Source organism: Promicromonospora sp. MS192 (genome assembly GCF_049532985.1).
Classification (GTDB): Bacteria; Actinomycetota; Actinomycetes; order Actinomycetales; family Cellulomonadaceae; genus Promicromonospora.
In genome coordinates this window covers 909,269-932,889 of sequence record NZ_CP186693.1, presented here as the reverse complement: position 1 = coordinate 932,889, position 23,621 = coordinate 909,269, and the positions used below count along the sequence as shown (strand labels likewise).

Annotated in this window: 21 protein-coding genes; 11 read left to right on the top strand and 10 right to left on the bottom strand. The window is 72.5% G+C overall.

Annotated elements, in window-relative coordinates; genetic code table 11:
• Nucleotides 1–7: 7 nt before the first annotated feature.
• A complete protein-coding gene (locus tag ACO229_RS04170; RefSeq protein ID WP_397418446.1) occupies nucleotides 8–877 on the bottom strand; it encodes an ABC transporter permease in 870 nt (289 codons plus the stop codon).
• Between the two features lie 255 nt (nucleotides 878–1,132).
• The gene (locus ACO229_RS04165) at nucleotides 1,133–1,414 is read right to left on the bottom strand and encodes a hypothetical protein (protein ID WP_423463883.1); all 282 of its coding nucleotides are present in this window, start codon (nucleotides 1,412–1,414) and stop codon (nucleotides 1,133–1,135) included.
• Nucleotides 1,415–1,551: 137 nt separating this feature from the next.
• Here ACO229_RS04165 and ACO229_RS04160 point away from each other — a divergent pair, with 137 nt between their 5' ends.
• The 5 genes from ACO229_RS04160 to ACO229_RS04140 all read left to right on the top strand — a co-directional run bounded on the left by ACO229_RS04160 (nucleotide 1,552) and on the right by ACO229_RS04140 (nucleotide 11,177).
• On the top strand, nucleotides 1,552–2,670 hold the full coding sequence (locus ACO229_RS04160; protein ID WP_423463882.1) for a LacI family DNA-binding transcriptional regulator: 1,119 nt from the start codon (nucleotides 1,552–1,554) through the stop codon (nucleotides 2,668–2,670).
• Nucleotides 2,671–2,880: 210 nt separating this feature from the next.
• Nucleotides 2,881–6,216: a family 16 glycoside hydrolase gene (locus ACO229_RS04155; RefSeq protein ID WP_423463881.1), complete on the top strand. Its 3,336-nt coding sequence runs from the start codon at nucleotides 2,881–2,883 to the stop codon at nucleotides 6,214–6,216.
• Nucleotides 6,217–6,295: 79 nt separating this feature from the next.
• On the top strand, nucleotides 6,296–7,489 hold the full coding sequence (locus tag ACO229_RS04150) for a sugar phosphate isomerase/epimerase family protein (RefSeq protein WP_423463880.1): 1,194 nt from the start codon (nucleotides 6,296–6,298) through the stop codon (nucleotides 7,487–7,489).
• A 127-nt stretch (nucleotides 7,490–7,616) separates the two neighbouring features.
• The gene (locus ACO229_RS04145) at nucleotides 7,617–10,355 is read left to right on the top strand and encodes a PKD domain-containing protein (protein ID WP_423463879.1); all 2,739 of its coding nucleotides are present in this window, start codon (nucleotides 7,617–7,619) and stop codon (nucleotides 10,353–10,355) included.
• Nucleotides 10,356–10,631: 276 nt separating this feature from the next.
• A complete protein-coding gene (locus ACO229_RS04140) occupies nucleotides 10,632–11,177 on the top strand; it encodes a small multidrug efflux protein (protein ID WP_397430609.1) in 546 nt (181 codons plus the stop codon).
• A gap of 31 nt (nucleotides 11,178–11,208) precedes the next feature.
• Here the strand turns inward: ACO229_RS04140 and ACO229_RS04135 are convergent, their stop codons facing one another.
• The 4 genes from ACO229_RS04135 to ACO229_RS04120 are packed head-to-tail and all read right to left on the bottom strand — an operon-like array spanning nucleotide 11,209 to nucleotide 14,631.
• The gene (locus ACO229_RS04135) at nucleotides 11,209–12,714 is read right to left on the bottom strand and encodes a tripartite tricarboxylate transporter permease (RefSeq protein ID WP_397430610.1); all 1,506 of its coding nucleotides are present in this window, start codon (nucleotides 12,712–12,714) and stop codon (nucleotides 11,209–11,211) included.
• A gap of 2 nt (nucleotides 12,715–12,716) precedes the next feature.
• On the bottom strand, nucleotides 12,717–13,280 hold the full coding sequence (locus ACO229_RS04130; RefSeq protein ID WP_423463877.1) for a tripartite tricarboxylate transporter TctB family protein: 564 nt from the start codon (nucleotides 13,278–13,280) through the stop codon (nucleotides 12,717–12,719).
• The gene (locus tag ACO229_RS04125; protein ID WP_423463876.1) at nucleotides 13,277–14,257 is read right to left on the bottom strand and encodes a Bug family tripartite tricarboxylate transporter substrate binding protein; all 981 of its coding nucleotides are present in this window, start codon (nucleotides 14,255–14,257) and stop codon (nucleotides 13,277–13,279) included. The genes ACO229_RS04130 and ACO229_RS04125 overlap by 4 nt, the downstream gene beginning before the upstream one ends.
• Entirely contained in the window at nucleotides 14,254–14,631 is a 378-nt protein-coding gene (locus tag ACO229_RS04120; RefSeq protein ID WP_423463875.1) for a universal stress protein, read from the bottom strand. Before ACO229_RS04120 ends, ACO229_RS04125 begins: the two co-directional genes overlap by 4 nt.
• Before the next feature lie 208 nt (nucleotides 14,632–14,839).
• Here ACO229_RS04120 and ACO229_RS04115 point away from each other — a divergent pair, with 208 nt between their 5' ends.
• The 4 genes from ACO229_RS04115 (at nucleotide 14,840) to ACO229_RS04100 (ending at nucleotide 19,809) form a co-directional block, all read left to right on the top strand.
• On the top strand, nucleotides 14,840–15,607 hold the full coding sequence (locus ACO229_RS04115) for an IclR family transcriptional regulator (RefSeq protein WP_423463874.1): 768 nt from the start codon (nucleotides 14,840–14,842) through the stop codon (nucleotides 15,605–15,607).
• Nucleotides 15,604–16,812, top strand: a complete 1,209-nt coding sequence (locus tag ACO229_RS04110; protein WP_423463873.1) for a CaiB/BaiF CoA transferase family protein — start codon at nucleotides 15,604–15,606, stop codon at nucleotides 16,810–16,812. The genes ACO229_RS04115 and ACO229_RS04110 overlap by 4 nt, the downstream gene beginning before the upstream one ends.
• Nucleotides 16,809–17,654, top strand: coding sequence for a citryl-CoA lyase (locus ACO229_RS04105; protein ID WP_423463872.1), 846 nt, complete (start codon nucleotides 16,809–16,811; stop codon nucleotides 17,652–17,654). Before ACO229_RS04110 ends, ACO229_RS04105 begins: the two co-directional genes overlap by 4 nt.
• A 202-nt stretch (nucleotides 17,655–17,856) precedes the next feature.
• Nucleotides 17,857–19,809: an anthranilate synthase family protein gene (locus ACO229_RS04100; protein ID WP_423463871.1), complete on the top strand. Its 1,953-nt coding sequence runs from the start codon at nucleotides 17,857–17,859 to the stop codon at nucleotides 19,807–19,809.
• Nucleotides 19,810–19,821: 12 nt separating this feature from the next.
• On the opposite strand, the gene ACO229_RS04095 is transcribed toward ACO229_RS04100, so the two are convergent.
• The 3 genes from ACO229_RS04095 to ACO229_RS04085 all read right to left on the bottom strand — a co-directional run bounded on the left by ACO229_RS04095 (nucleotide 19,822) and on the right by ACO229_RS04085 (nucleotide 21,440).
• Entirely contained in the window at nucleotides 19,822–20,223 is a 402-nt protein-coding gene (locus ACO229_RS04095; RefSeq protein WP_423463869.1) for a hypothetical protein, read from the bottom strand.
• Between the two features lie 68 nt (nucleotides 20,224–20,291).
• Nucleotides 20,292–20,918, bottom strand: a complete 627-nt coding sequence (locus tag ACO229_RS04090; RefSeq protein WP_397418416.1) for a LysE family transporter — start codon at nucleotides 20,916–20,918, stop codon at nucleotides 20,292–20,294.
• A 180-nt stretch (nucleotides 20,919–21,098) separates the two neighbouring features.
• Nucleotides 21,099–21,440 (bottom strand): hypothetical protein, encoded by a 342-nt coding sequence (locus ACO229_RS04085; RefSeq protein ID WP_423463868.1) that lies wholly within the window; start codon nucleotides 21,438–21,440, stop codon nucleotides 21,099–21,101.
• Nucleotides 21,441–21,521: 81 nt separating this feature from the next.
• On the opposite strand from ACO229_RS04085, the gene ACO229_RS04080 reads away from it, so the two are divergent.
• Complete coding sequence (locus ACO229_RS04080) at nucleotides 21,522–21,836, top strand: hypothetical protein (RefSeq protein WP_423463867.1); 315 nt, start codon at nucleotides 21,522–21,524, stop codon at nucleotides 21,834–21,836.
• 43 nt (nucleotides 21,837–21,879) lie between these two features.
• The gene (locus ACO229_RS04075) at nucleotides 21,880–22,527 is read left to right on the top strand and encodes a hypothetical protein (RefSeq protein ID WP_423463866.1); all 648 of its coding nucleotides are present in this window, start codon (nucleotides 21,880–21,882) and stop codon (nucleotides 22,525–22,527) included.
• A 124-nt stretch (nucleotides 22,528–22,651) separates the two neighbouring features.
• Here ACO229_RS04075 and ACO229_RS04070 read toward each other — a convergent pair whose 3' ends face one another.
• Nucleotides 22,652–23,143: an NUDIX domain-containing protein gene (locus tag ACO229_RS04070; RefSeq protein WP_423463865.1), complete on the bottom strand. Its 492-nt coding sequence runs from the start codon at nucleotides 23,141–23,143 to the stop codon at nucleotides 22,652–22,654.
• Nucleotides 23,144–23,621 lie beyond the last annotated feature (478 nt).

Sequence of the window (23,621 nt, the reverse complement as noted above, 5' to 3'; positions counted from 1 at the left end):
GCGCTGGTCAGACGGTCGCGAGCGCGAGGTTGCCCCGGCGCGAGGCGTGCCACGGGATGAGGAGCCGTTCGAGCAGCTCGACCAGCACGAACAGGACCACGCCGATGAGCGACATGAGGATCAGGTCGGCGAACAGCAGCGGGGCGTCGAGGTTGCCGCTGGCGAGCAGCAGCACGTAGCCGAGGCCCCGGTCGGCGCCCACGAACTCGCCGACGACGGCACCCACGACCGCGAGCGTCACCGCCACCTTGAGTCCGGACATGAGCTGCGGGAGCGCACCGGGGAAGCGGATCTTGCGGAACGTCTTCCACCGCGAGGCGCCCATCGTCGCGGACATCTCGAGCAGCTCGGGGTCGACCGAGCGCAGCCCGGCCACGGCCGAGACCACGACGGGGAAGAACGCGATGAGCACCGCCAGGACGATCTTCGGCGTCATGCCGAACCCGAACCAGACGACCAGGATCGGGGCGATGGCGATCTTGGGGATGACCTGGGCGAAGAGGATGAGCGGGTAGAGCGACTTCTCCGCCGTCCTGGAGTAGACCAGCAGCACGGCGGCCGCCACGCCGATCACGGCCGCGAGCACGAACCCGACGATCGTCTCCAGCGTGGTCACCCAGGTGTGCTCCAGGAGCATCGGCCACTCGGCGGCCATGGTCTCGGCGACCGCCCCGGGAGAGGGCACCAGGTAGGCCGGGACCAGCTCGCGCCACGCCACGAACCACCAGAGCGCGAACAGCGCGAGCAGCACCGCGACGGGCCGCCACGACTCCGCCAGCAGCGCGAGCACGCGGGCGGCGAACGGCGGCCCGCCGGCCGGCGGCGTCGGCCGTGACCTGGACGGCGTCGTGGGGCGGGCCTCCTGGGCGGTCACCATGGCGTGCTCCTCAAGGGTTCGCTCTTTCCGGTTCGTCGCACGGGGTCGACGTCGACACCCGTGGGGCTGCGGGTCGGGGCACGGCGGACGTCGTCGTCCGGGAGGTGCCGGTCGGTAGAGCAGGTCAGCAGCCCCGGCGGTGGAGCTGCGCGTCAGACGGGACACTATGAGCCGCACCAGGGCCGGACAACGAGTTGCCACTTGTTGCCCCGCCACGGCGCGCGCCCCGTAGCACGCGGTTGCCACCGGGTCCCGTCAGGCGTCGTCCGGGGTGATCACGGCCTCCAGGTCGACGGCCACCGACCGGAAGCCCGCGGACCGCACGGCCCGCAGCACCTCACCGCGCAGGGGCTCCGACGTCATGGTCGCCAGGTCGTCGTGCGGCGCCTCGAGCCGGGCCAGGTCGCCGTGGTGCCGAACGCGGATCTCCTCCAGGCCCAGTCGTCTGAGCTCGCTCTCGGCGGCCTCGACCTGGACCGCCTCGTCGTCGTCCTCGGGTGGCGGGCTCGTCGCTGAGCCCGCGGCGCGCATGGTCATGCCGTCATTCGAGGGTGCCGCACCAGGGCAGTCAAGGTGTTGCCACCTCTTGCCGGGCGGGCAAGGATCTGCCACACCCGGCGGGTTCACGGCAACTGGTTGCCGTGCACGTGGTGCGCGCCGTACGCTCCCCGCGCATGGGCGAAACTGGCGAAACAGGGAGCTCTCGCACAAGACCGACCATCTACGACGTCGCCGAGGCCGCCGGCGTCGCGCCCTCGACGGTGTCGCGGGCGTTCTCCCGGCCGGGGCGCGTCAACGCGGAGACGGCGGACCGCATCCGCCGGGTCGCCCACGAGCTCGGCTACCGGACCAGCCCGATCGGGCGGGGCCTGCCCGACGGCCGGACGGCGCTGCTCGCGATCGTCGTGGCCGACCTGACCAACCCGTTCTTCTTCGAGATCATCCGCAGCGCCGAGAAGACCGCCATCGACGCCGGCTACACGCTGCTGGTGGTGGACGCGCACGAGTCCAGCGGGGCCGAGCGCCGTGCCCTGGAGCGCACGCTGCCCCTGGTCGAGGGCGTCGTGCTGGCCACCTCGCGGCTCTCGGACGCCGCGATCCGGGCCGTCGCCAAGCAGCGGCCGACCGTCGTGATGAACCGCGTCGTGGCGGACGTCCCGAGCGTCGTGACCGACAACGCCCAGGGCATGCGGCGCGCCGTCGAGCACCTGGCGGGCCTGGGGCACGTGCGGCTGACGTACCTGGCCGGCCCCGAGGCGTCGTGGGCCGACGGCATGCGCTGGCGCGCCTTCCGGGAGGCGACCCAGGAGCTCGGGCTGAAGGCCCGCCGGCTCGGCCCGTTCGCGCCCACGCTCGCCGGCGGGCTGTCGGCCGCCCAGGCCCTGACCACCCACTCCGCGACCGCGACCGTGGCCTACAACGACCTGGTCGCGATCGGCACGATGCGCGGGCTGACCCGGCTGGGCATCGAGGTGCCCGGCGACCTGAGCGTGGTCGGGTTCGACAACATCTTCGGCTCCGACTTCTGCACGCCGCCGCTGACGACGGTCGCCTCTCCCCTGCGCCACTTCGGCACCTTCGCCGTCCAGCGTCTGCTCAACCAGCTGCGCGCACCGTCGGCGGGGCTGTCGGCCGCGGCGTCGTCCGGCCTGTCGGCCCCGGCGCTGCTGCCGGCCAAGCTCGTCGAACGTGGCTCGACGGCCCGCCCGCTGCCCGACCCGTTCTCGCACGCGACGTCGGACACCCGTTCAGCAGGCCGCCAGCGGCCATCACCCGGCCTTTCACGGTCGTAGATCGCCTGGTGAACGCTCGTCCACCAGCACGCCGGCGCGGCGGTACGAGCGTCCCGGGAGGGGCAACAAGTGGCAACTCGTTGTCCGGGGTCACCCCTGACCGCATAGTGACGTGGCGTGCCCAGCCGTCGGCGCAACGACGCCGCCGCGGCGGGCACGGTCCCCGGTAGGCAAGGTCCTCGATGGAGAGGCAGGCCCATGGAACGCAGGATGGAACGCAGATCGACCCCCCGCACCCTCGCCGCGATGCTCGGCGTGCTCGTGCTGCCGTTCACGGTGCTCCCGGCAGCAGCGCAGGCAGCGGGCCGGCCCGCGGCGCAGGCCGCCGCGCAGCCCGCGACCGACCCCACCCGGCCGCAGGAGCCCGGTGTGACCATGCGCGTCTTCGACGTCCAGGTGCCGCTGGAGGACTACTGCACGCTGAAGCCGGGCCAGACGCCGAACATCGACGAGCTGAAGCCCACGATCGACTGGCGCACGGCCGACGACTTCGGCCTCACCGACCGCTTCGTCACCGAGGTCACCGGCTTTCTGAACGTGCCGGACGCCGGCACCTACGACTTCCGCGTCACGAGCGACGACGGCGCGCGGCTGCTGCTCGACGACACGCTCGTCGTCGACCACCCCGGCAAGCACGGGGCGACGCCGAAGGAAGGCTCGGTCGACCTGGAGGCCGGGTACCACGCGCTGCGCATGGACCACTTCGACGGCGACTTCGGCCAGCAGCTCACGCTGGAGTGGCGCCCGCCGGGCGCCTCCGGCTTCGCGCTGGTGCCGAGCTCGGTGCTGAGCACCGACGCCGAGGTCACGCGCGTCACCTCCCCGGGCCGCAAGCTCTGCGAGGGCGTGGACGAGGCCCCGGGCGACGGCCTGCCCCTGACCGAGGTGCACCCCGACTACACGCTGACGAACCTGCGCCCGGACGGCTTCGAGCCGCAGGTCACCGGCATGGACTGGCTGCCCGACGGCCGCATGGTCATCGCCACGTGGGGCGGTGACCGCGAGACCGTGCTCGGCGAGGTGTACATCGTCGAGAACGTCACGGGCGACGGCGGCGCCGACGACGTGACGTACACGAGGATCGCCGAGGAGCTCCAGGAGCCGATGGGCCTCAAGGTCGTGGACGGCCGCATCTACGTCTCCGAGAAGCACGGCCTGACGGAACTCGTGGACACCGACGGCGACGAGGTCACCGACGAGTACCGCGAGGTCGCGACCTGGCCGTTCGGCGGCAACTACCACGAGTTCGCGTTCGGCCTGCTGTACGAGGACGGCTACTTCTACGTCTCCACGGGCATCGCGATGGTGCCCGGCGGCGCGACGCGCGACCCGCAGCTCGTCGAGAACCGCGGCTCGGTGCTGAAGATCGACGAGGACACCGGCGAGGTCGAGTACCTGGCGGGCGGCCTGCGCACCCCGAACGGCCTCGGCTTCGGGGCCGACGGCGGCATGTACGTCACCGACAACCAGGGCATGCACGTGCCGACGTCCAAGCTGGTGCGCGTGCAGGAGGGCGCGTTCTACAACCACTACACGAACCCGGACGGCCCGTACGACGACCAGCCCGTCACCGAGCCCGTGCTGTGGATGCCGCACAGCGAGATCTCCAACTCCCCCAGCAACCCCGTGATCCTCACCGAGGGCGTGTTCGCCGGGCAGATGGCGATCGGCGACGTGACCTACGGCGGCCTCCAGCGCGTCTACCTGGAGGAGGTCGCGGGCCAGGAGCAGGGCGCCGTCTTCCGCATGACGCAGGGCCTGGAGTCCGGCGTCAGCCGCACGAGCGTGGGCCCGGACGGCTCGATCTACGTGGGCGGCATCGGCTGGTCGGGCAACTGGGGCCAGGCCGGCAAGCTCGGCTACGGCCTGCAGAGGCTCACCTTCGACGAGAGCCGCGCGTTCGACATGCTCGAGATGCGCGCCGTGGAGGGCGGGTTCGAGATCGAGTACACGAAGCCGTTGTCGGCCGAGACCGCGCAGGACCTGGCCGGGAAGTACGAGGCAGCGCAGTGGCGCTACGTCTCGACGCCGCAGTACGGCGGGCCCAAGGTGGACGAGGAGGACCTGACGGTGACCTCCGCGACGCTGTCCGACGACCGCAGGACGGTGACCCTCATGATCGACGGGCTCAAGCCCGGCCGGGTGGTCAACGTGCACTCCCCGCGGCCGTTCGCGGCCGAGGGCGGCGAGGAGCTGTGGAGCACCGAGGCCTGGTACACCATGAACCGCCTGCCCGACGGCTCCACCCCGCCGCCGGTCTACGAGGCCGAGGCCGCCGACATCGCCGGCGGCGCGGGCTGGAACACCAACCACGCCGGGTACTCGGGTGCCGGGTTCGTGGACCGCAACTGGGAGCCGGGCGCCCGCACCACGTTCGCCGTCGAGGCCGACGAGGCCGGGCCGCACGACCTGGCCCTGCGCTACGCGAACGGGCAGAACTCCGACCCCAGCCCGACGCCGCGGTCGATGAGCCTGTACGTCAACGGCGTCAAGCAGAAGCAGGTCTGGCTCGACAGCACCGTGACCTGGGCCAACTGGCAGACGCAGACCGAGACGGTCGAGCTGCGGGAGGGTGCCAACACCATCGCCTACGTGCACGACGAGGACGACCTGGGGCACGTCAACCTCGACAGCCTCACCGTCACGCCCAGCGAGCGCATCACCCTTTTCGACGGCGGCGACCTCGACGCCTGGGAGAAGGCCAGCGGCGGGGCCGCGACGTGGCCGGTCGCGGACGGCTCGATGGAGTCCTTCGGCGGCGACATCCGCACCAAGGAGAAGTTCGGCGACTTCCGGATGCACGCCGAGTGGTACCAGCCCCAGCACGCCGACGACGTCACCGGCCAGGCCCGTGGCAACAGCGGCATCTACATCCAGGAACGCTACGAGGTGCAGGTGCTGGAGTCCTTCGGCATCGACCCGCCGCAGACCAACGACGCCGGGTCGATCTACCTGAAGAAGGCCCCGGACATCAACGCGGCGACCGAGATGGGCACGTGGCAGACGTACGACCTCGTCTTCCGCGCCGCCCGGTTCGCCCCCGACGGGACCAAGACCGAGGACGCGCGCCTGTCCCTGTGGTGGAACGGGCAGCTCGTGCACGACGACGTGGCGATCGACGGCAAGACCGGCAACGGCAAGGCCGAGGGGCCGACGCCGGGGCACATCAAGCTCCAGGACCACGGCGACGCCGGTCTGAACCCGCGGTTCCGCAACGTCTGGATCGAGCGCCTGACCGGGCAGGAGACCTCCCAGGCGCTCGCGTCCAAGGTCTCGGCGCGGCTCGCCCCGCCGAGGGTCACGGCGGGCCAGGACGTCGAGGCCGTGGTCCGGGTGCCCGGCGCCGCGGGCCGGCCTGCCCCGACCGGGACCGTCCGGGTCACCGTCGGCGACGTGTCGGTCAAGGCCACGCTGGGCCGCGGCCCCGCACGGGTCGTCGTCCCGACGGCCGGCCTGGGCAAGGGAAAGCACCCGGTCACCGTGCAGTACCTCGGCGACCTGGTCTACGGACGGAGCACGACGACGGTCGACCTGACCGTCCGCTGACCGGGTTCCTGACCTGGTCTCCCGAAGCTGACCTGGTCTCCCGAAGCTGATCCGGTTCCTCGAAGGAGAGGTTCATCTGATGCGACGAACTACCGGCACGACCCCGACCCTGCGGCGCACGGCGAAGCCGTGGCTCGCCGCCGCCGTGGCCGCCACGCTGACCCTGCCGATCCTGGCGCCGTGCGCGTCAGCAGCCGGACCAGCGGACGGCCGCGGCGGGACCAACGGGACCGCCGCCTGCGCGTACGGCTACACGAGCGACGCCACCGTCTGGTTCGGCGCCGGCGCCGACTCCGGCGTGCCCAACCGCGAGACCGGCGGCGGCTGCACCGTCATGGACGAGATCATGGCCGGCGCGCCGTTCGCGACGCACGGCGCGTTCGTCCGCACGGTCTCGTCGGTGACCAGGGACCTTGTGCGTGAACGAATCCTGACCGGCGGCGAGCGCCGGGACATCGTCCGCGCCGCCACCGACTCGGAGGTGGGCCGGCCGCACCCGGTCACGGGCGACAGGTCCGTCGACCTGTCCAGGATCGGCCTGGTGGGCTACACGGTCCGCGCGACCATGCCCACCGACGCCGAGGGGACCCTGGGCGCGCTCGCGGAGTGCGGCTTCCAGAACATCGAGCCGTCAGGCGCCGCCGGCAACTTCTACGGCTACACGGCCGCGGAGCTGGCGCCGCTCACCGACGCGGCGGGCATCGCGGTGCCCTCGCTCGGCGTGAGCCTGTCGAACCTGCAGAACGACGTCGACCTGGTGGTCGCCGAGGCGCACGCGATCGGGGCGAGGTACGTGCGCGTCTCGGGCTCCGGCTCGTGGACGCTCGCGGACTACTCCCGGACGGCCGCGATCCTCAACGAGGCGGGCGAGGCCCTGAGCGCCGAGGGCATCCGGGTCGCCTACCACAACCACGGGTACGAGTTCGAGACCGAGGAGGACGGCGTCACGGGCTACGACGTGCTGGTCCGGCAGACCGACCCGGCGTTCGTGACCATGGAGCTCGACGTGTACTGGGCCGCGAGCACGGACACGTCCGCCACGGACCTGTTCGCGCGCTACCCGGGCCGGTTCGAGCTGCTGCACCTCAAGGACATGGCGGAGGACGGCTCCTTCGCCGACGTGGGCGAGGGCACCATCGACTTCGCCGAGATCTTCGCGGGCGCCACGCTGGCCGGCGTCCGCTACGGCTTCACCGAGCACGACCAGCCGTCCCCCGACGGCGTGACGTCCGCGTGCACGAGCATCGGCAACCTCGCCGAGCTGCGCTACTAGTCCAGCTGCTGGTCCGCCACTGATCGGCCACTGATCCGTCCGGCTGCTTCCGGGCGAGGGCACCCGCCCTCGCCCGGGGGTGCCGCACGCCCGCACGCACCATCCGACCCAGCACGAGGGAGTGTTGATGTCCGCACCGCACCGCAGGGCACGCCGCCGGGTTCTGGCTGCGACGACCGGTCTGGTCGTCGCGGTCGGTGCCCTGGTCCCCGCCACCACGGCCGCCACCGCCCATCCGGGCTCCGACCATGCCGAGGCCGCCACGTTCGACAAGGTCCCGCTGGTCACCGAGGGGCTCGCCGACCCGTTCGAGCTCGACGTGGCAGACGACGGCCGCGTCGTCTACATCCAGCGCACCGGCCAGGTGGTCGTGCTGGACCAGGAGACGCTGCGCCAGACCACGGCCCTGGACCTCGACTACTCCCTCGACCTGCTCCAGCAGTCCGACGGCCTCCTGGGGCTGACCCTGGACCCCGGCTTCACGGAGAACGGGTGGCTGTACCTGCTCTGGAGCGACCCCGACGTGGCGAAGATGAACCTCTCGCGGTTCACGATGGGGCCGGACGACACGATCGACCCGGCCACCGAGAAGCGGCTGCTCGACTTCACCATCTGGCGCGGCGAGGGCCGCGCCAACTCGCACATGGCCGGCTCGCTGGCGATGGGGCCGGACGGCGACCTCTACGTCGCGACCGGCGACAACTCGGACCCGTTCGACCAGGCGGGCTACACGCCGATCGACGAGCGTGAGGGCCGCCGCGCCTGGGACGCGCAGGGCACGTCCGCCAACACGAACGACCTGCGCGGCAAGGTGCTGCGCATCACCCCGCAGGACGACGGCACCTACACGATCCCCGACGGCAACCTGTTCGCGCCCGGCACCGAGGGCACCCGCCCGGAGATCTACGGCATGGGCTTCCGCAATCCGTTCCGGATCACCGTCGACCCCGGCACCGGCGCGGTGCTGATCGGGGACTACGGGCCCGACGCCCGCGTGGCCGACCCGCTGCGCGGACCCGAGGGCCAGGTCGAGTTCATCCGGATGACGCAGCCGGGCAACCACGGCTGGCCGTACTGCCACGCGAACAACCAGCCGTACATCGACTACGACTTCGCCACCGGTGTCTCCGGAGAGCCGTTCGACTGCGCCAACCCCGTCAACGACTCCCCCAACAACACGGGCCTGCGCGAGCTGCCGCGGTCGCAGGAGCCGCTCGTCTGGTACGGCTACGGGGTGTCCGAGGAGTTCCCCGAGCTGGGCTCCGGCGGCGCCGCCCCGATGGGCGGCCCGGTCTACCGGTTCGACCCGGAGCTCGACGTGAAGACGAAGTTCCCGGAAGCCTTCGACGGGCACTGGTTCGTGTCCGAGTACGCCCGCAACTTCTACAAGGTGCTCTCGCTGGACGAGACCACGGGTGAGCTCGCCTCGATCGACCCGTTCCTTCCGGACGAGACGTTCGTCGCCCCGTTCGAGGCCGAGTTCGGTCCCGACGGCTCGCTCTACATCATCGACTTCGGCCTGGGCCGGGGCGCCGGCCGCGGGAGCACCAACACGGACGCCGGCATCTACCGCATCGACTACGCCGCCGACGGCCGCCGGCCGATCTCGCGGTTCACCGCCGACGTCGACTCCGGTCACGAACCCCTGACCGTCACCTTCGACGGCGGCGCCAGCGAGAGCCCCGACGGGCTGGAGATCACCTACGAGTGGGACTTCGAGAACGACGGCGTCGTCGACTCGACCGAGCCCAGCCCCACGCACACCTACACCGAGCGGGGGCAGTTCAGCGCCCGCCTGACGGTCACGGACAGCGAGGGGTTCACCGGTGTCTCCGTGCAGAAGATCACCGCCGGCAACACCCGGCCGGACGTCGCGTTCGGGGCCCCGTTCCACGGCGGCTTCGCCGAGCTCGGCGACACGGTCGACTACGCCGTCGACGTGGACGACGTCGAGGACGGCTCCACCGAGGCCGGAACGATCGACTGCGAGCAGGTCACGGTGAACACCCAGCTGGGGCACGACACCCACGCGCACCCGCTGGACAACTACACCGGGTGCTCCGGGTCGGTGTTCCTCGACCCGGCGGACCACGGCGTGGGGCAGAACGTCTACCCCGTGCTCGGGGCGGGCTACCAGGACCTCGGCGCCGACGGTGTGCCCGCGCTGGCCGGCCAGGACGTCATCCACCTGCAGGTACGCGACAAGGAGGCGGAGTTCTTCGCCGACAGCTCCGGCGTCACGGTGGCCGACGGCGCGGACGCCCGCGGCGGGCGGCTCGTGACGGACGTGGACCACGGCGACTGGATCGCGTTCGGGCCGGTCGACCTGCGCGGCATCGACGCGCTGACGGTGGGCGCCGTGCGCGGCGCCGCCGACGCCACCGTCGAGGTGCGGGCCGGCAGCCCGACCGGGCGCACGCTCGGCCAGGTCGAGGTCGCGAAGGCCGCCGGCGCCGGGCAGGTCGTCTCGCCCACGATCGACCTCCCGGAGCAGCAGGGTGCCACCACGCTGTACCTCGTCGCGAAGAGCAAGCGCGAGCCGGCCGACGGGGCCGACCTCGGTCTCGACTGGCTCGTCTTCCACGGGCGCGGCGTCGCCGACGCCACCGCGCCGGTGGTGACGGCGCAGGCCGGCCGCGGGGCCGTCCCGGCGGGCAGCCCGGTCGACCTGTCCGGGTCCGCCGTGGCACCCGAGGGGCGGGAGATCGTCTCCTACCAGTGGGACCTGGGCGACGGGACCACCGCGGACGGCGCGAGCGTCACGCACGTCTACGAGCAGCCGGGCCGCTACACCGCGCGGCTGATCGCGACGGACAGCGAGGGCACCCGCGACTGGACGACCGTGCGGCTGACGGTCCGGCGCTGAGGACGCGGGGAGAACAGGGCCCGGCCCGGACCACACCGCACGGTGGTCCGGGCCGGACCCTCCGGGCGCGGCACGCTGGCGTCCGTCGAGGACGACGACGTCGCCACGCGCACCGCGGCCGGGCTGCCCCTGAGCGGCATGACACATGTCACGGCCGGACCGTGCACAGCGCCCGGAAGACAGTGACGCGGCGACACTTCCGGGCGGGGCGGGCAGCGGGTGGACTGGGGTACGGCGCAGGGAACCCCCTGACGCCCCGCACCCACAGGAGCATCCATGGACCTCGTCGAAATCCTGCAGAACCTCGTCGGCCACGTGCCCACCGTCGTGCAGCCGCTGGTCGTGGCGCTCGCCGGCGCGATCCCCTTCGTCGAGGGCGAGGGTGGAGCGGCGATCGGCGTGCTCGGCGGCATCCACCCGGTGGTCGCCGCCGTCTCCGCCGTGGTCGGCAACTTCGTGACCGTGGCCGCGTTGGTGCTGCTCGGGTCGGGCGCACGGGACGCCGTCGTGACCCGCCGGGCGAGATCCCGGGCGACCGTGGCCGCCGGCGGCGGCTCCGCCGGCGGCACGACCGCCACGGAGCCCCGCGACGAGCGCTCCGCCGCGCGCCGGGCCAAGTTCCAGCGCGCCTACGAGCGCTACGGCGTGCCGGGCGTGAGCCTGCTCGGCCCGCTCCTGCTGCCCACGCACTTCACCGCCACCATGCTCGCCGCGTCCGGGGTCGGCAGGACCCGGATCCTGGTCTGGCAGGCCGTGGCGATCATCGGCTGGACGACGGTCACGACGCTGGTGGTCAGCGGCGTGCTCCAGGTGGTCCGCTGACGCCCGCGTCCCCGCCGGGCGGGCCCACCGGTCACACGTCCACGGACCGCCGCGCGCGGAACCGGCTGACCAGCACGCCGCAGACGGTCGCGAGCAGGCCGACGTAGACGGTGATCGTGATGGGGCTGGCCGCGAGCGCCGTGAGGTCGCCCTCGCTGACCGCCAGCGTGCGGGTCAGCTCGGTCTCGGCCATGGGGCCGAGGATCGCGGCGATGAGCACCGGCGCGACGGGCACCTCGTAGCGGCGCATGAGCAGGCCGAGCAGGCCGAACCCGAGCAGCAGCCAGAGGTCCACCAGACTGGTCGAGTTGGCGTACACGCCGAACGCGCAGAAGGTGGCGATGCCCGCGTACAGGTACGGGCGCGGGATGAGCAGGAGCTTGGCCCAGATCGCCGCGAACGGCATGTTCAGGATGACCAGCACGACGAGCCCGACGAACAGCGACGCGATGAGCGCCCACGCCAGGTCGCCGTTGCGGTCGAACAGCAGCGGCCCGGGCTGCATGCCGTACTGCTGGAACGCGGCGAGCATGATGGCCGCCGTCGCCGACGTGGGCAGGCCCAGGGTGAGCAGGGCACCCATCGCGGTGCCGGACGTGGCGTTGCCCGCCGCCTCGGGTGCCGCGACGCCGCGGATGGCGCCGCGCCCGAACTCGGGGTTGCGCTGCTTGCGGTCGATGCGCCGCTCGTTGCCGTAGGCGAGGAACGTCGGGATCTCGGAGCCACCCACGGGGATCACGCCGAACGGCAGGCCGAAGCCGGTGCCGCGCAGCCAGGCGGGCAGCGCCTTGCGGAACTCGGCACCCGAGAGGAACGGGCGGCCCTTCGAGAGCACGGCGGTCTCCGGGCCCTTGCGGCGGGCCGTCGAGGCGACCCGGAGCACCTCGCCCAGGGCGAGCAGGCCCACGGTGACGGTGATGATGCTGATGCCGTCGAACAGCTCGGGGACGCCCATCGTGAACCGGGAGGCGCCGGACTGCGGCTCGATGCCGACCAGCGCCACGCCCAGCCCGACGACGAGCGCGGCCAGGCCCTTGAGCACCGAGTCGGCCACGATGGCCGACGTCGCGACGAACGCGAACACGGCGAGCGCGAAGAACTCCGCGGAGCCGAAGTTCGTGGCGAGCCGGGCCATGTACGGCGCACCGAACGCCACGAGCGTGGTGGCGATGAGCCCGCCCGTGAACGCGCCGATCGCTGCCGTGGCCAGGGCCTGGGGCGCCCGCCCGGCCAGGGCCATCTTGTGCCCCTCGAACGTGGAGGCGATGGCGGAGGAGTTGCCGGGGGTGTTGAGCAGGATCCCCGAGATCGAGTCGCCGAACAGCCCGCCGTAGTACACCCCGGCGAACATGATGAACGCACCGGTGGGGTCCAGGCTGAACGTGACGGGCAGCAGCAGGGCGACGGCCATGGCCGAGCCGAGCCCGGGCAGCACGCCGACGGCGGTGCCGAGCACCGCGCCGATCGTGACCCAGAGCAGGTTGACCGGTGAGAGCGCGGTCGAGAAGCCGTCGAGCAGGTGGGTGAGCGTGTCCATGGTCAGACCCCCGCGAGGATGCCGGCCGGCAACGGGAGCCCGAGGCCCCCGGCGAAGGCGAGCTGGATGACGGACGACAGCGCGAGCCCCGCGCCGACGTTGACGAGGTGCCGGGACGAGCCGAGCCCGTAGGAGACGCCCGTGAACAGCAGCGCACCGCTGACCAGCCAGCCGACCGGCTCCAGCACCAGGATGAAGACGGCGAACGTACCGACCACGATGCCGACCTGGCGCCAGTCGATGCGGTCGGCGTCCGTGCCTGCGCCGGTGCCGGCCCCCGCGTCGGCGTCGGGCGCCTCGGCAGGTGCCGGCCGCAGCCGCCCCCGCACGCCCTGCACCAGGAGCAGGAGGCCGACGACGTAGGCGACCACGGTGACGATCACCGGGAAGAACCGCGGCCCGGGCGGGCTCGCGCTGGGCGAGACCGTCATGGTGACCGTGCCGTAGGTGAGGTACGCGGCGACCACGAGGACCACCACGGCGAGCGGGACGGAGCCCCGGTCGGGCCGGGCCGCCGCGGCGGAGGGGGTGTGGGCCGTCGAGACGGCGTTGTCGTTGCTGGTCACAGTCCGAGCTCCTTGACGACGTCGGTGATGCGGCCGATCTCCCCGTCCAGGAAGTCGCCGAACTCCTGGCCGGTCTGCAGGTTGGGGACCCACTTGTTGCGGTCCACGGCGTCCGCCCACTCCGGCGTGGCGACGGTCTCCTCGATGATGGCCTCGAGCTCGGCGGCGTCCTCCGGGGAGATCCCCGGGGGCGCGACGACGCCGCGGAAGTTGGGCAGGTAGAGGTCGTAGCCGGCCTCCATGAAGGTCGGCGCGCCGATGCCGGGCACGGGCTCGGGCGCCGAGAGGGCGAGGATGCGCAGCGAGCCGGCCTCGATCTGGTCGGCGAACTCGTTGTAGCCGCTCATGCCGGCGGCGACGCTGTGCGAGAGGAGGGCGTTGACCGCCTCTCCCCCGCCGGCGAACGGGATGTAGTTCACGTCGGCGGGGTCCACGCCCACCTCCTGCGCGAGCAGGCCGGCGGTCAGGTGGTCGGTGCCGCCCACGGAGCCGCCGCCGATCGAGACCTGGCCCGGGTTCTCCTCGAACGCCGCCACGAAGTCGTCCACGGTCTCGAACGGGGAGTCGGCAGGCACCACGAGCGCCACGTAGTCGTCCGCGAGGTGGGCGACCGGCGTGGTCTCCTCCAGGCGGTAGGCGGAGTCGTTGACCTCGATGCCGCCGATCATCACGGTGCCGGTCACCATGAGCACGTCGTCCTGACCGTGCATCTCCATGAGCTGGCCCAGGCCGATGGTGCCCGCCGCACCGCCCGCGTTGACCACGCGCGGGTTGGTGACGATGCCGTGCTCACGCATGGCGGCCTGGAGCTCGCGCGCCACGGTGTCCCAGCCGCCGCCGGGCGCCGCGGGAACCAGCAGCGTGAGGCCGGACCGCGCGCCGTGCACGTTCCCGGACCGGTTGGCCTGGATCCCCGCCGCCACCACGAGCGGGACGCACACCAGCAGGGCGACGGCCGCCCGGATGCCGCGCCTCACGAGCCCGTCCGACCGTCGGCACCGGCCGGCACCTTGACGGTGAGCACCGGCACCGGCGCGTCGAGGATGAGCTTCTGCGCCATCGACCCGAGCACGAACTTGCCGAGCGGGCTGCGTCGCCGGGTGCCGACCACCAGCACCTCGACGTCCTCGGCGGCCACGGCGTCGAGCACCGCGTCGGTCGGGTCCTGGTTCGGGTCGCGCGCGACGTGGCGCGCGGGCGTCCCGTCCAGGAGGGGTGCGACGTCCCCGGCGGGTTCGGCGCCGACGTCCAACCACAGCAGCGCGGTGCCGCGGCGGCGGGCCTCGGCGGCGCCTTCGGCAAGTGCGGCGCGACCCTCAGGGGTCGCGCTCGCGACGACGAGTACGGACACGGGTGCCTCCTCAGGCGTGGGGCTGGAGCGATGCGCGGGTCGCGGTCGTGACCCCGACGTCCAGGACGGGACCGGCGTTCGTCGTCATCGTTGACTCCTCCATTGCGTACCACCAGACGGTTCGACAGTTCTGCCTGGTGGTACGGTGAGGCTACGTGAGCGAGATTCGGTCTGGCAACCCGGCAGGCCCCACGAGCAAGGAGACCTGGTGACAGAGGCGACGACGGGCGGTGACGGGGTGCGCAGCGTGCACCGCGCGCTGGACCTGCTGGGCCACTTCGACGAGCAGCACACCTCCCGCAGCGTCCGGGACCTGGTCGAGGCCAGCGGCCTGGCCAAGTCCACCGTGGTCCGGCTCGTGACCACGCTGGAGCACGCCGGCATGCTGTGGACCCGCGGCGACGGGCGCATCGTGCCCGGCGTCGGCCTGATGCGCTGGTCGCGACTCGCGCAGGCCACCTGGGCGGTGCCGCCCGAGGCGATGGACGTGCTGCGGCAGCTCGGGGTCGACTGCGGCGGGGAGTCCAGCCGCGTCTACGTGCGCCAGGGCGCCTCGCGCGTGTGCATCGCGCAGCAGGAGGGCACGCAGCAGCTCCGGCACGTCGTGCGCGTGGGCGACGGGATGCCGGTCGTCCTCGGCGCCACCGGGCACGCCCTCCTGACGGGGTTGCCGGCGGAGCAGGTCGCGGCCCTCGGCGCCGCCGCCGGCCGCGGCCCCGACTTCGCCGCAGGCCTCGTCCGGACCGTCGAGCAGGCACGGCAGCAGGGCTGGGCGGCGAGCCACGGCGAGCGCGAACCAGGCGTCTCCGCCCTGGCCGCACCCGTGGTCACGCCCGCGGGCGACGTCGTGGCGGCCGTGGGGCTCGGCGGCCCCACCAGCCGGTTCACCGCGGACCACCTCGACACCTGGCGGCCCTTCGTGGTCGAGGCGGCCGGCCGGCTCGCCGAGATCCCCTTCTTCGGGGGCATCGCGTGAACCCCACCGCGCTCCTGGACGGCGTGCGGGTGCTCGACCTCACCAACGTGCTGGCCGGCCCGTTCGCCAGCTACCAGCTCGCCCTCCTGGGCGCCGACGTGATCAAGGTGGAGATCCCCGGCGCGGGTGACCTGGCCCGCCGGCTCGGCGCCGACCACGCCCTGAACGAGGCCGGGACGGGTGCCTCGTTCCTCGCGCAGAACAGCGCCAAGCGTTCCCTCACCCTGAACCTGAAGAGCGCGGCGGGCCGCGACGTGCTGCTCCGCGCCGTCGAGGGCGCCGACGTGCTGGTGGAGAACTTCCGCCCCGGCGTGCTGGACCGGCTCGGCCTCGGCTGGGACCGGCTGAGGGCGGCCAACCCCCGGCTCGTCTACTGCGCAGTCTCCGGTTTCGGGCAGGACGGGCCGCTGCGCGACCGGCCCGCCTACGACCAGATCGTGCAGGGTGTCTCCGGGATGATGAGCGCCACCGGCACCGAGCAGACCGGGCCGCTGCGCGCCGGCTACCCGGTCGCGGACACGCTCGGCGGCATGACGGCGGCCTTCGCCGTCGCCTCGGCGCTCGTGCACCGCGACCGCACCGGCGAGGGCGTGCGGCTGGACGTGTCGATGCTGGAGTCCGCCATGACGGCCATGGGCTGGGTCGTGTCCAACCACCTCATCGCCGGCCAGGACCCGGTCCCGATGGGCAACGACAACTTCACCGCGGCGCCGTCCGGCACGTTCGCGACGGGCGACGGGATGCTCAACATCTCCGCCAACGAGCAGCGCCAGTTCGTCACGCTCTGCCGCCTGCTGGGACGGCCCGACCTGTGCGACGACCCGCGCTTCGCCGAGCGGTCGGCGCGCAAGGTGCACCGCCGGGAGCTCACCGCGCAGATCGAGGCGGCCCTGGCCGGCCGCCCGGCCGCGGAGTGGGAGACCGTGCTGGCCGCGGCGGGCGTCCCTGCCGCCCGCGTGCTCAGCGTGCCCGAGGCCCTCGCCCAGGACCAGGTCCGCGCGCGGGGCTTCGTGCACGACCTGCCCTTCCCGGGTGACCCGGACCGTGACCTACGCGTGCTCGGCAGCCCCGTCCACGTGGACGGTGCCGCCCCGGTCCCCGCGCACGAGCCGCCCCTGCTGGGCGAGCACACCGACACGATCCTGCGCGAGCTCGGCTACGACGACGCCGCGATCGCCACGATGCACGAGGAAGGAACCGTATGAGCAGCCCCGCGTTCCCCACCGCCGAGGAGTACGAGGAGCGGGTCACCGGGTGGTGGCGCACGGGCATCACCCGCATCCGGCCCGGGGAGATCCTGCTGCGCGGGTACCCCGTCGAACAGCTCGTCGGCACCATCACCTTCGTCGACCAGATCTGGCTCATGCTGCGCGGCGAGCTGCCCACCCCGGCGCAGAGCCGTCTCCTGGAGGCGGCCCTCGTGTCCGCCGTCGACCACGGGCCGCAGGCGCCGTCCATCGCGGCCGCGCGCATGGCCGCGACCTGCGGCGTCGGGCTCAACAACGCCGTCGCGACCGGGACCAACCTGCTGGGCGACGTGCACGGCGGCGCCGGCCAGCAGTGCATGGAGGTCCTGGCCGAGGTGCACCGGCGCGCCGAGCAGGGCGAGGAGCTCGCGGCGGCCGCGGCCGGCCTGGTGGCCGAGTACCGGGAGCGCGGTGAGCACGTGCCGGGCTTCGGGCACCGGTTCCACCCGCGCGACCCGCGCCGCGACCCGCTCCTCGACCTCACCGCCCAGGCCGTCGACGAGGGCGCCGTGACCGGCTGGGCGCTGCGGGCCGGGCAGGCGGTCGAGTCGGCGCTGGCCGCCGGGCGCGCCCGTCCCGTGCCGATGAACGTCGACGGGGCCACCGCGATCGTGTACAGCGAGCTCGGGTTCCCTCCTGAGCTCGGGCGCGGCCTGTTCGTCCTGTCCCGCAGCGTCGGCATCCTCGCCCACGCCTGGGAGGAGACCACCGGCGGGGCACGGATCAAGGGGCCGATCCCGCGCCCCCTCCTGGCCGGCTACGACGGGCCCGGTCCCCGGGACCTGGCCGACCGGACGTGAGCGGTGGACATCGCGCGCGGGCACGGCTAACGTTCCGGCCATGACGTCGCCCCGCATCTGCCTGGACTGGTGGCCCGCCGACTAGGCGGGCTCGCGACGCATCCACTCACACGTCCACGACCGCCTCGCCCGAGGCGGTCGTTTCGTGTCTCCCCACGAGGCTCCCGGTTCGGGTCGAGCACCCCGAACCGAGAGGCCCCGTATGTCCCACCACCCTGGCTCCGCCGGCCCGCACCCGCTCCTGGACCGGGTCCTGGCCTCCGACGGCTCGCTCCCCTTCGCCCTCCTGCGCCGCCACAGCGGCACCGAGGTCGAGGTGCTGACCGGTGACGTCGTCGACGCCGACCTGCTGCGGGACATCCCGCTGGACGGCGCGCCGGTGCTCGCCGTCGTCCCGTACCGCCAGGCCCGCGAGCGCGGCTTCACCGTGCACGACGACGGCGCCCCGCTGCGCTGCCTGGTGGTCCGCGAGTCGGAGCGGGTCGCTCTGCCGGACGCGCTCGCCGCGCTGCCGCCCGAGCCCGTGGCGGCCGAGCCGCTCGGCTTCGACACCCCCGACGACGAGTACGCGGGGATCGTGCGCCGCGTGATCGACGACGAGATCGGGCAGGGCGCCGGCGCCAACTTCGTGGTGATGCGCAGCTTCGAGGCCCGGACCGACGCGGCACCGGTGCCCACGCTGACGTCGTGGTTCCGGGCACTGCTCACCCACGAGGTCGGCTCGTACTGGACGTTCGCGGTGCACGTCCCGGGGCCCGGCGCCGCCGTGTCCCTGGCGGGCGCCACCCCCGAGCGGCACCTGACCCTGCACGACGGCGTCGCCCGCATGAACCCGATCAGCGGTACGTACCGGCACCCGGCGTCGGGCCCCACGCGCGAGGGGGTGCTGGACTTCCTGCGCGACACCAAGGAGAACGAGGAGCTCTTCATGGTGGTCGACGAGGAGATGAAGATGATGAGCGCGCTCTGCCCGGACGGCGGGCGCATCGTGGGCCCGTACCTCAAGCAGATGGCCCGGCTCAGCCACACCGAGTACCTGCTGGAGGGCCGTACCGCCGTGGACCCGCGCGAGGCCCTGCGGCTGACGATGTTCGCACCCACCGTGACCGGGTCGCCCATGGAGAACGCCTGCACGGTCATCGCCCGGCACGAGACGCGCCCGCGCGGCTACTACTCGGGCTTCCTCGCCCTCTTCGAGCCGGACGGCGCCTCGGGCGGGTACTCGCTCGACGCCCCGATCCTCATCCGCACGGCCTACCTGCACGACGGCGGCCGCGTGACCGTCCCCGCCGGGGCCACCCTGGTGCGGCACTCCGTGCCGGAGCACGAGGTGGCCGAGACCCGGGCCAAGGCCGCCGGGGTGCTCTCCTCCCTCGGGCTGGTGCCGCGTGGCGCAGCGCCCGACGCCGTGGTCGACCTGAACGCGCAGGAGGGCGTGGCCGAGGCGCTGGCCGTCCGCAACGGGCAGCTCGCCGAGTTCTGGGTGCGGCCGCAGGACACCGCCGTGGCTGCTCCCGAGCCCTCGTCGCTCACCGGGCGGGACGTGCTGGTGGTCGACCACGAGGACCAGTTCACGACGATGCTCGCCCACCAGCTGGGCCACCTGGGCATGAACGCCCGCGTGGTCCGGTGGGACGCCGTGGACGACGTGCTCGCCGCCGACCTGGTCGTGCTCGGCCCCGGTCCGGGCGACCCCCGCGACCACGAGGACCCCCGGATCACCGCCGTCACGCGGCGGATCCACGAACGCGTCGCCGCGGGCCGGCCGCTGCTGGCGGTCTGCCTGAGCCACCAGGTGCTCGCCGGGCTGGCCGGCTTCCCGGTCCGCCCGCTGCCCGCCCCGCGGCAGGGTGTGCGGCTCGACGCCGACGTGCTCGGCACCACGGCCGCCGTCGGCTACTACAACACCTTCGGCGCGTACGTGACCACGCTCGCCGCGGACGCCGCCGACGACCCGGTGGCCCGGCTCGCGCTGGAGCCGTCGGTCGACGCCGAGGGGGTGCTCACGGCGCTGCGCGGCCCCGGGGTCGCCTCCGTCCAGGGGCACCTGGAGTCGGTGCTCTCGGCGGACGGGATCGCGGTGCTGGAACGCCTCGTGCGGCACGTGCTGGAGGTGCCGGACGGGGTCGGCCGCGGGGCGCTGGGGGTGCGGTGACAGCGCCCCGCCTCAGCCCCCGAGGCAGTTCTCGCCGAAGCAGCCGGCAGGCGGCGGGGGCGACGACGGGACGACCACCTCGGACGGAACATCGGTCGTCGGCACCGCAAATATCAGGATCGCCAGCAACGCCACGACGGCGACGATCGAATGCCACGCCAACGCGGGCCCCGAGCCACGCTCCTGTGCGGACCACACGGTGAACGCGGCCAGCACGGCCACAATCGACGCGGTGATCCAGTAGGTGGCGACGTTGGACGGTTTCGGGGACACGCAGTAGCCGAACAGGCACGAGTGCGCGACGAACGTGTTACCGAGGAGTACACCGATGCCGACCAGCACAGCGGCCGACGCTGGGCCTTCGAGCCGTCCGCTGGGCGGCCGACGCGGAGCGCGCGATCTGCCGCTGGTCATGGCGAAACCCTGTCCGGTCAGAGGGCTTTCTGCAACGAAAACCGGCGGGTCCGGCCAGAAGCTCGGCGTCAGTGCATCACCGCGAGCAGCACCCCGACGCCCACGAACAGGCTGCCGAACACGCGGTTGACGACCTTCGACCCCGACTCGCCCGCCGTCAGGCGGCCGAGACCGCGCGCCGTCGTAGCGAAGAAGAACCACATGACCACGACATCGATGACCACGACGGTCGCGGCGAGGACGGCGTACTGGCCCACCAGCGGCCGGTCGGGCCGCACGAACTGCGGGACGAACGCCAGGAAGAACACGATCGCCTTCGGGTTCAGGAGGTTCACCATGAGCCCGCGCCGGAACATCGACCAGGCCGGCTCGCGCACCCGGGCACCGCCGGCGACGTCGGTGCCCGCACCCGGGCGGGCGAGGAACTGCCGCACGCCGAGGTAGACCAGGTAGGCGGCACCGGCGTACCGGATGGTGTCGAACAGCCACGGCGTGCCTGCGACCAGCACGCCGACCCCGGCCGCGACCACCACGAGGTGCACGAGCAGCGCGAGCTGCTGCCCGAGGATGCCCCAGATGGACCGCGCCCAGCCGGAGGTCATCGCGTTCGACATGGTGTTGATGGCGCCTGCGCCGGGCGTGAGGGAGATCAGCACGCCCGCGCCGACCAGGGCGAGCCAGAGCGAGAGCGACACGGCGTCAGCCTAGGGGAAGGTCGAGGCGTGCCCGGCCGACTCATCGCACGGTACGACTGAGCACGTCACGCCATCAGGCGCGGAGCCTCCCCAGACATCAGGCAGCAAGGCCTCTAGCCGCCTCCAGAATGCCGGAAAGCCCTAGTCAGAATGCCCTCCCCGAGGTGCACCTCACCCGGCTCACCGGTACTCGGCGACGACCGCGATCTTGCCGACGATGTTCCGGTTGAGCTCCGGCAGGTCCTCGGCGGGGATCCAGTACTCCAGGATGGTCTGCCCACCCGCCTGCTGGACCTCGTACCGGTCGAGGAACTCCTTCTCGACCTCGAACCGGGTCACGTATCCCGCACCCGACGCCTTCACGTTCCAGTCCCGCGCGATCCGCGTGGCATAGTCCTCGTTGAGCACGGGATAGAAGATCGGCTGGTCGGCGAGACGCGGAGGCCACGCGGTCCAGCCCGATTCCTCGACCAGGGCCAGCTCAGCGTGACCTGTCGGGCGCCATAACGTCACAGTGCTCATGGGCGTCATCATGCCGACACCCCCCAGCTCGTTCCACGCCATTTCCGCGTCGCCGCCGAAGGGCGGCACATACTGGAACCGATGCGCGAACATCTCGTGGAGCAGTGGTCACTGGACCCCGGCACCGAGGTCGTCCCGGCCGGACCGCACCTCGAGATCCACCGGTGGGCAGGACGCACGGGCGGCCCGCCGATCCGTCTCATCGTGACGGACGACGACCTCCGGACTTTCGCCGAGGACCTGGACATGGGCGACCTGGCCGCGGTGTGGCCCGGCCGTGACCGTGCCTGGACTGCCTTGGCGCTGCTGTCGGTCTGGGTCGAGGAGACCTTGGCGACGCAGCCGTGGCCGCGCGAGCTCCGGCTGGTCGACGGAGAACTCGTCGTCGCCGCCTAGGACCTGGGACAACCCACCGGGCACCCGCTGCGTCCTAGTGGTCATGAGACACACACACGAGAAGGCACGCTCCATCCTCCTGACGTCCGCCCTCGTCGTCGGCCTCACGGCGGGTTCGGCGACGGTCGCCGGCGCCGCCCCCGCGGCTGTGGCCTGCTCCGCAGCCTCCGCGCACGCCCCGGGCCAGGCAGCGGGCCCGTGCGACCCGATCGGCATCCCGATCGATCTGGGCGAGCCCACCAAGGGCGCGACCGACACCTGGCAGTCCACCGAGACCGACGGCGTCGGCTACAAGGTCCCGGCCGACTGGGACGGCCGGGCGATCGTCGGCGACGGCGGCAGCGGCCACGAGTGGGAGTCACCGGAGGTCGCGGTCTCCGACGAGTTCGGCGACCTGCACTGGCGGGTCCTGGTGCAGTCCCCCTTCGTCTCCCAGGAGATGCCGGACCCGAAGGAGCTCAACAAGCTCGGGTACCACGCCACCTCCATCGACGTGGAGGGCGCCTCGGAGGCCGTGCTCACGGCGGCGCAGACCGGGCACTGGGCCGACCCGTCGGTCCAGACCATCGACTTCCAGGTCTACGTCCAGTCCGCGACCACGGGGGTCGTCACCCGGTTCATGGGTGAGCTGCCCCCGGGGGCGGAGGGCCAGTTCCTCCTGGACAACTTCGTGCCCACGATCCAGCCCTGACGCCACCACCCCACACGAAGGCGGGGCCCGGCCGTGCGCCGGGCCCCGCCCCCCGGCCCCTTCCGGGACCGTGGAGCCACGCACTACCGTGCACAGCGAGGTGCCCGTGACACGAACGCGGCGCTCACCCTGCCCTGAGCGCGAGCACCTCCCCCAGCCGGTCGACGAACGCCGCCTGCGCCCCCACCACGACCCGCCGCGCGTCGTCCGGCGCGAACCAGGCGACGCGGTCGATCTCCGGGATCTCGATCTGCCGGCCCGATCGCGGCGGCCACTCGATCTGGACCGTGTTGCTCGTGATCCGGGTCAGGTCTGGCCCCGGCGACGGCCACTGGCGCGCCCAGGCGAGCACCTTCTTGCCCGCGCGCTGGCGCACCTCGCCGAGCTCGACGTCCGGGGCCGTCGAGGGTGGCAGCTCCAGACCGAGCTCCTCGCCCGCCTCGCGCAGCGCGGCTGCGTGCGGGTCCTCGCCGGGTTCGAGCTCACCCTTGAGCACCGTCCAGGAGCCCGCGTCCTTGCGGGCCCAGAACGGCCCGCCCATGTGTCCGAGCAGCACCTCGAACGTGCCGTCAGGGAGTCTCCGGTAGGGCAGCAGGCCCGCGCTCGTCGTCGCCATGCGCCCCAGTCTCCCGCGCGCACCGGACGGCGTCGCGGCCACTATCACAGCGCCAACCATTTCGCGCTTTACCTACTAATATCCCTTTCCCGTTGCAGTGTCCGTGTCAGGTGCTTAACGTATGGAACGCGAACACAGTTCGACTCACGGGCAATCGTCCGTGATCCCCATTATGTGAAAGGTCTCGCACATGACCCTCGTTGACATCGTCTCGAACCTGCTCGACAACCTGGGCTACACCCTGGAGCAGATTCTCTGCCTGCTGGGCCTCTGACCTGCCCTGACGGGTAGCAGAGCTGGAATCACTCCCCCAGCGGCCGAGCCCCTCTCGCGGAATTCCGCGAGGGGGGCTCGCCCCTTTTGCGCTCACGCAGGCACGTGTGCGTTGACGCAATCTTCGGTGCTTTGGCTGGACATTTCCACGATCCATTTATATAGCGTCGAAGAATTATCTGCGTGACCGCGAGGCGCACCCCCT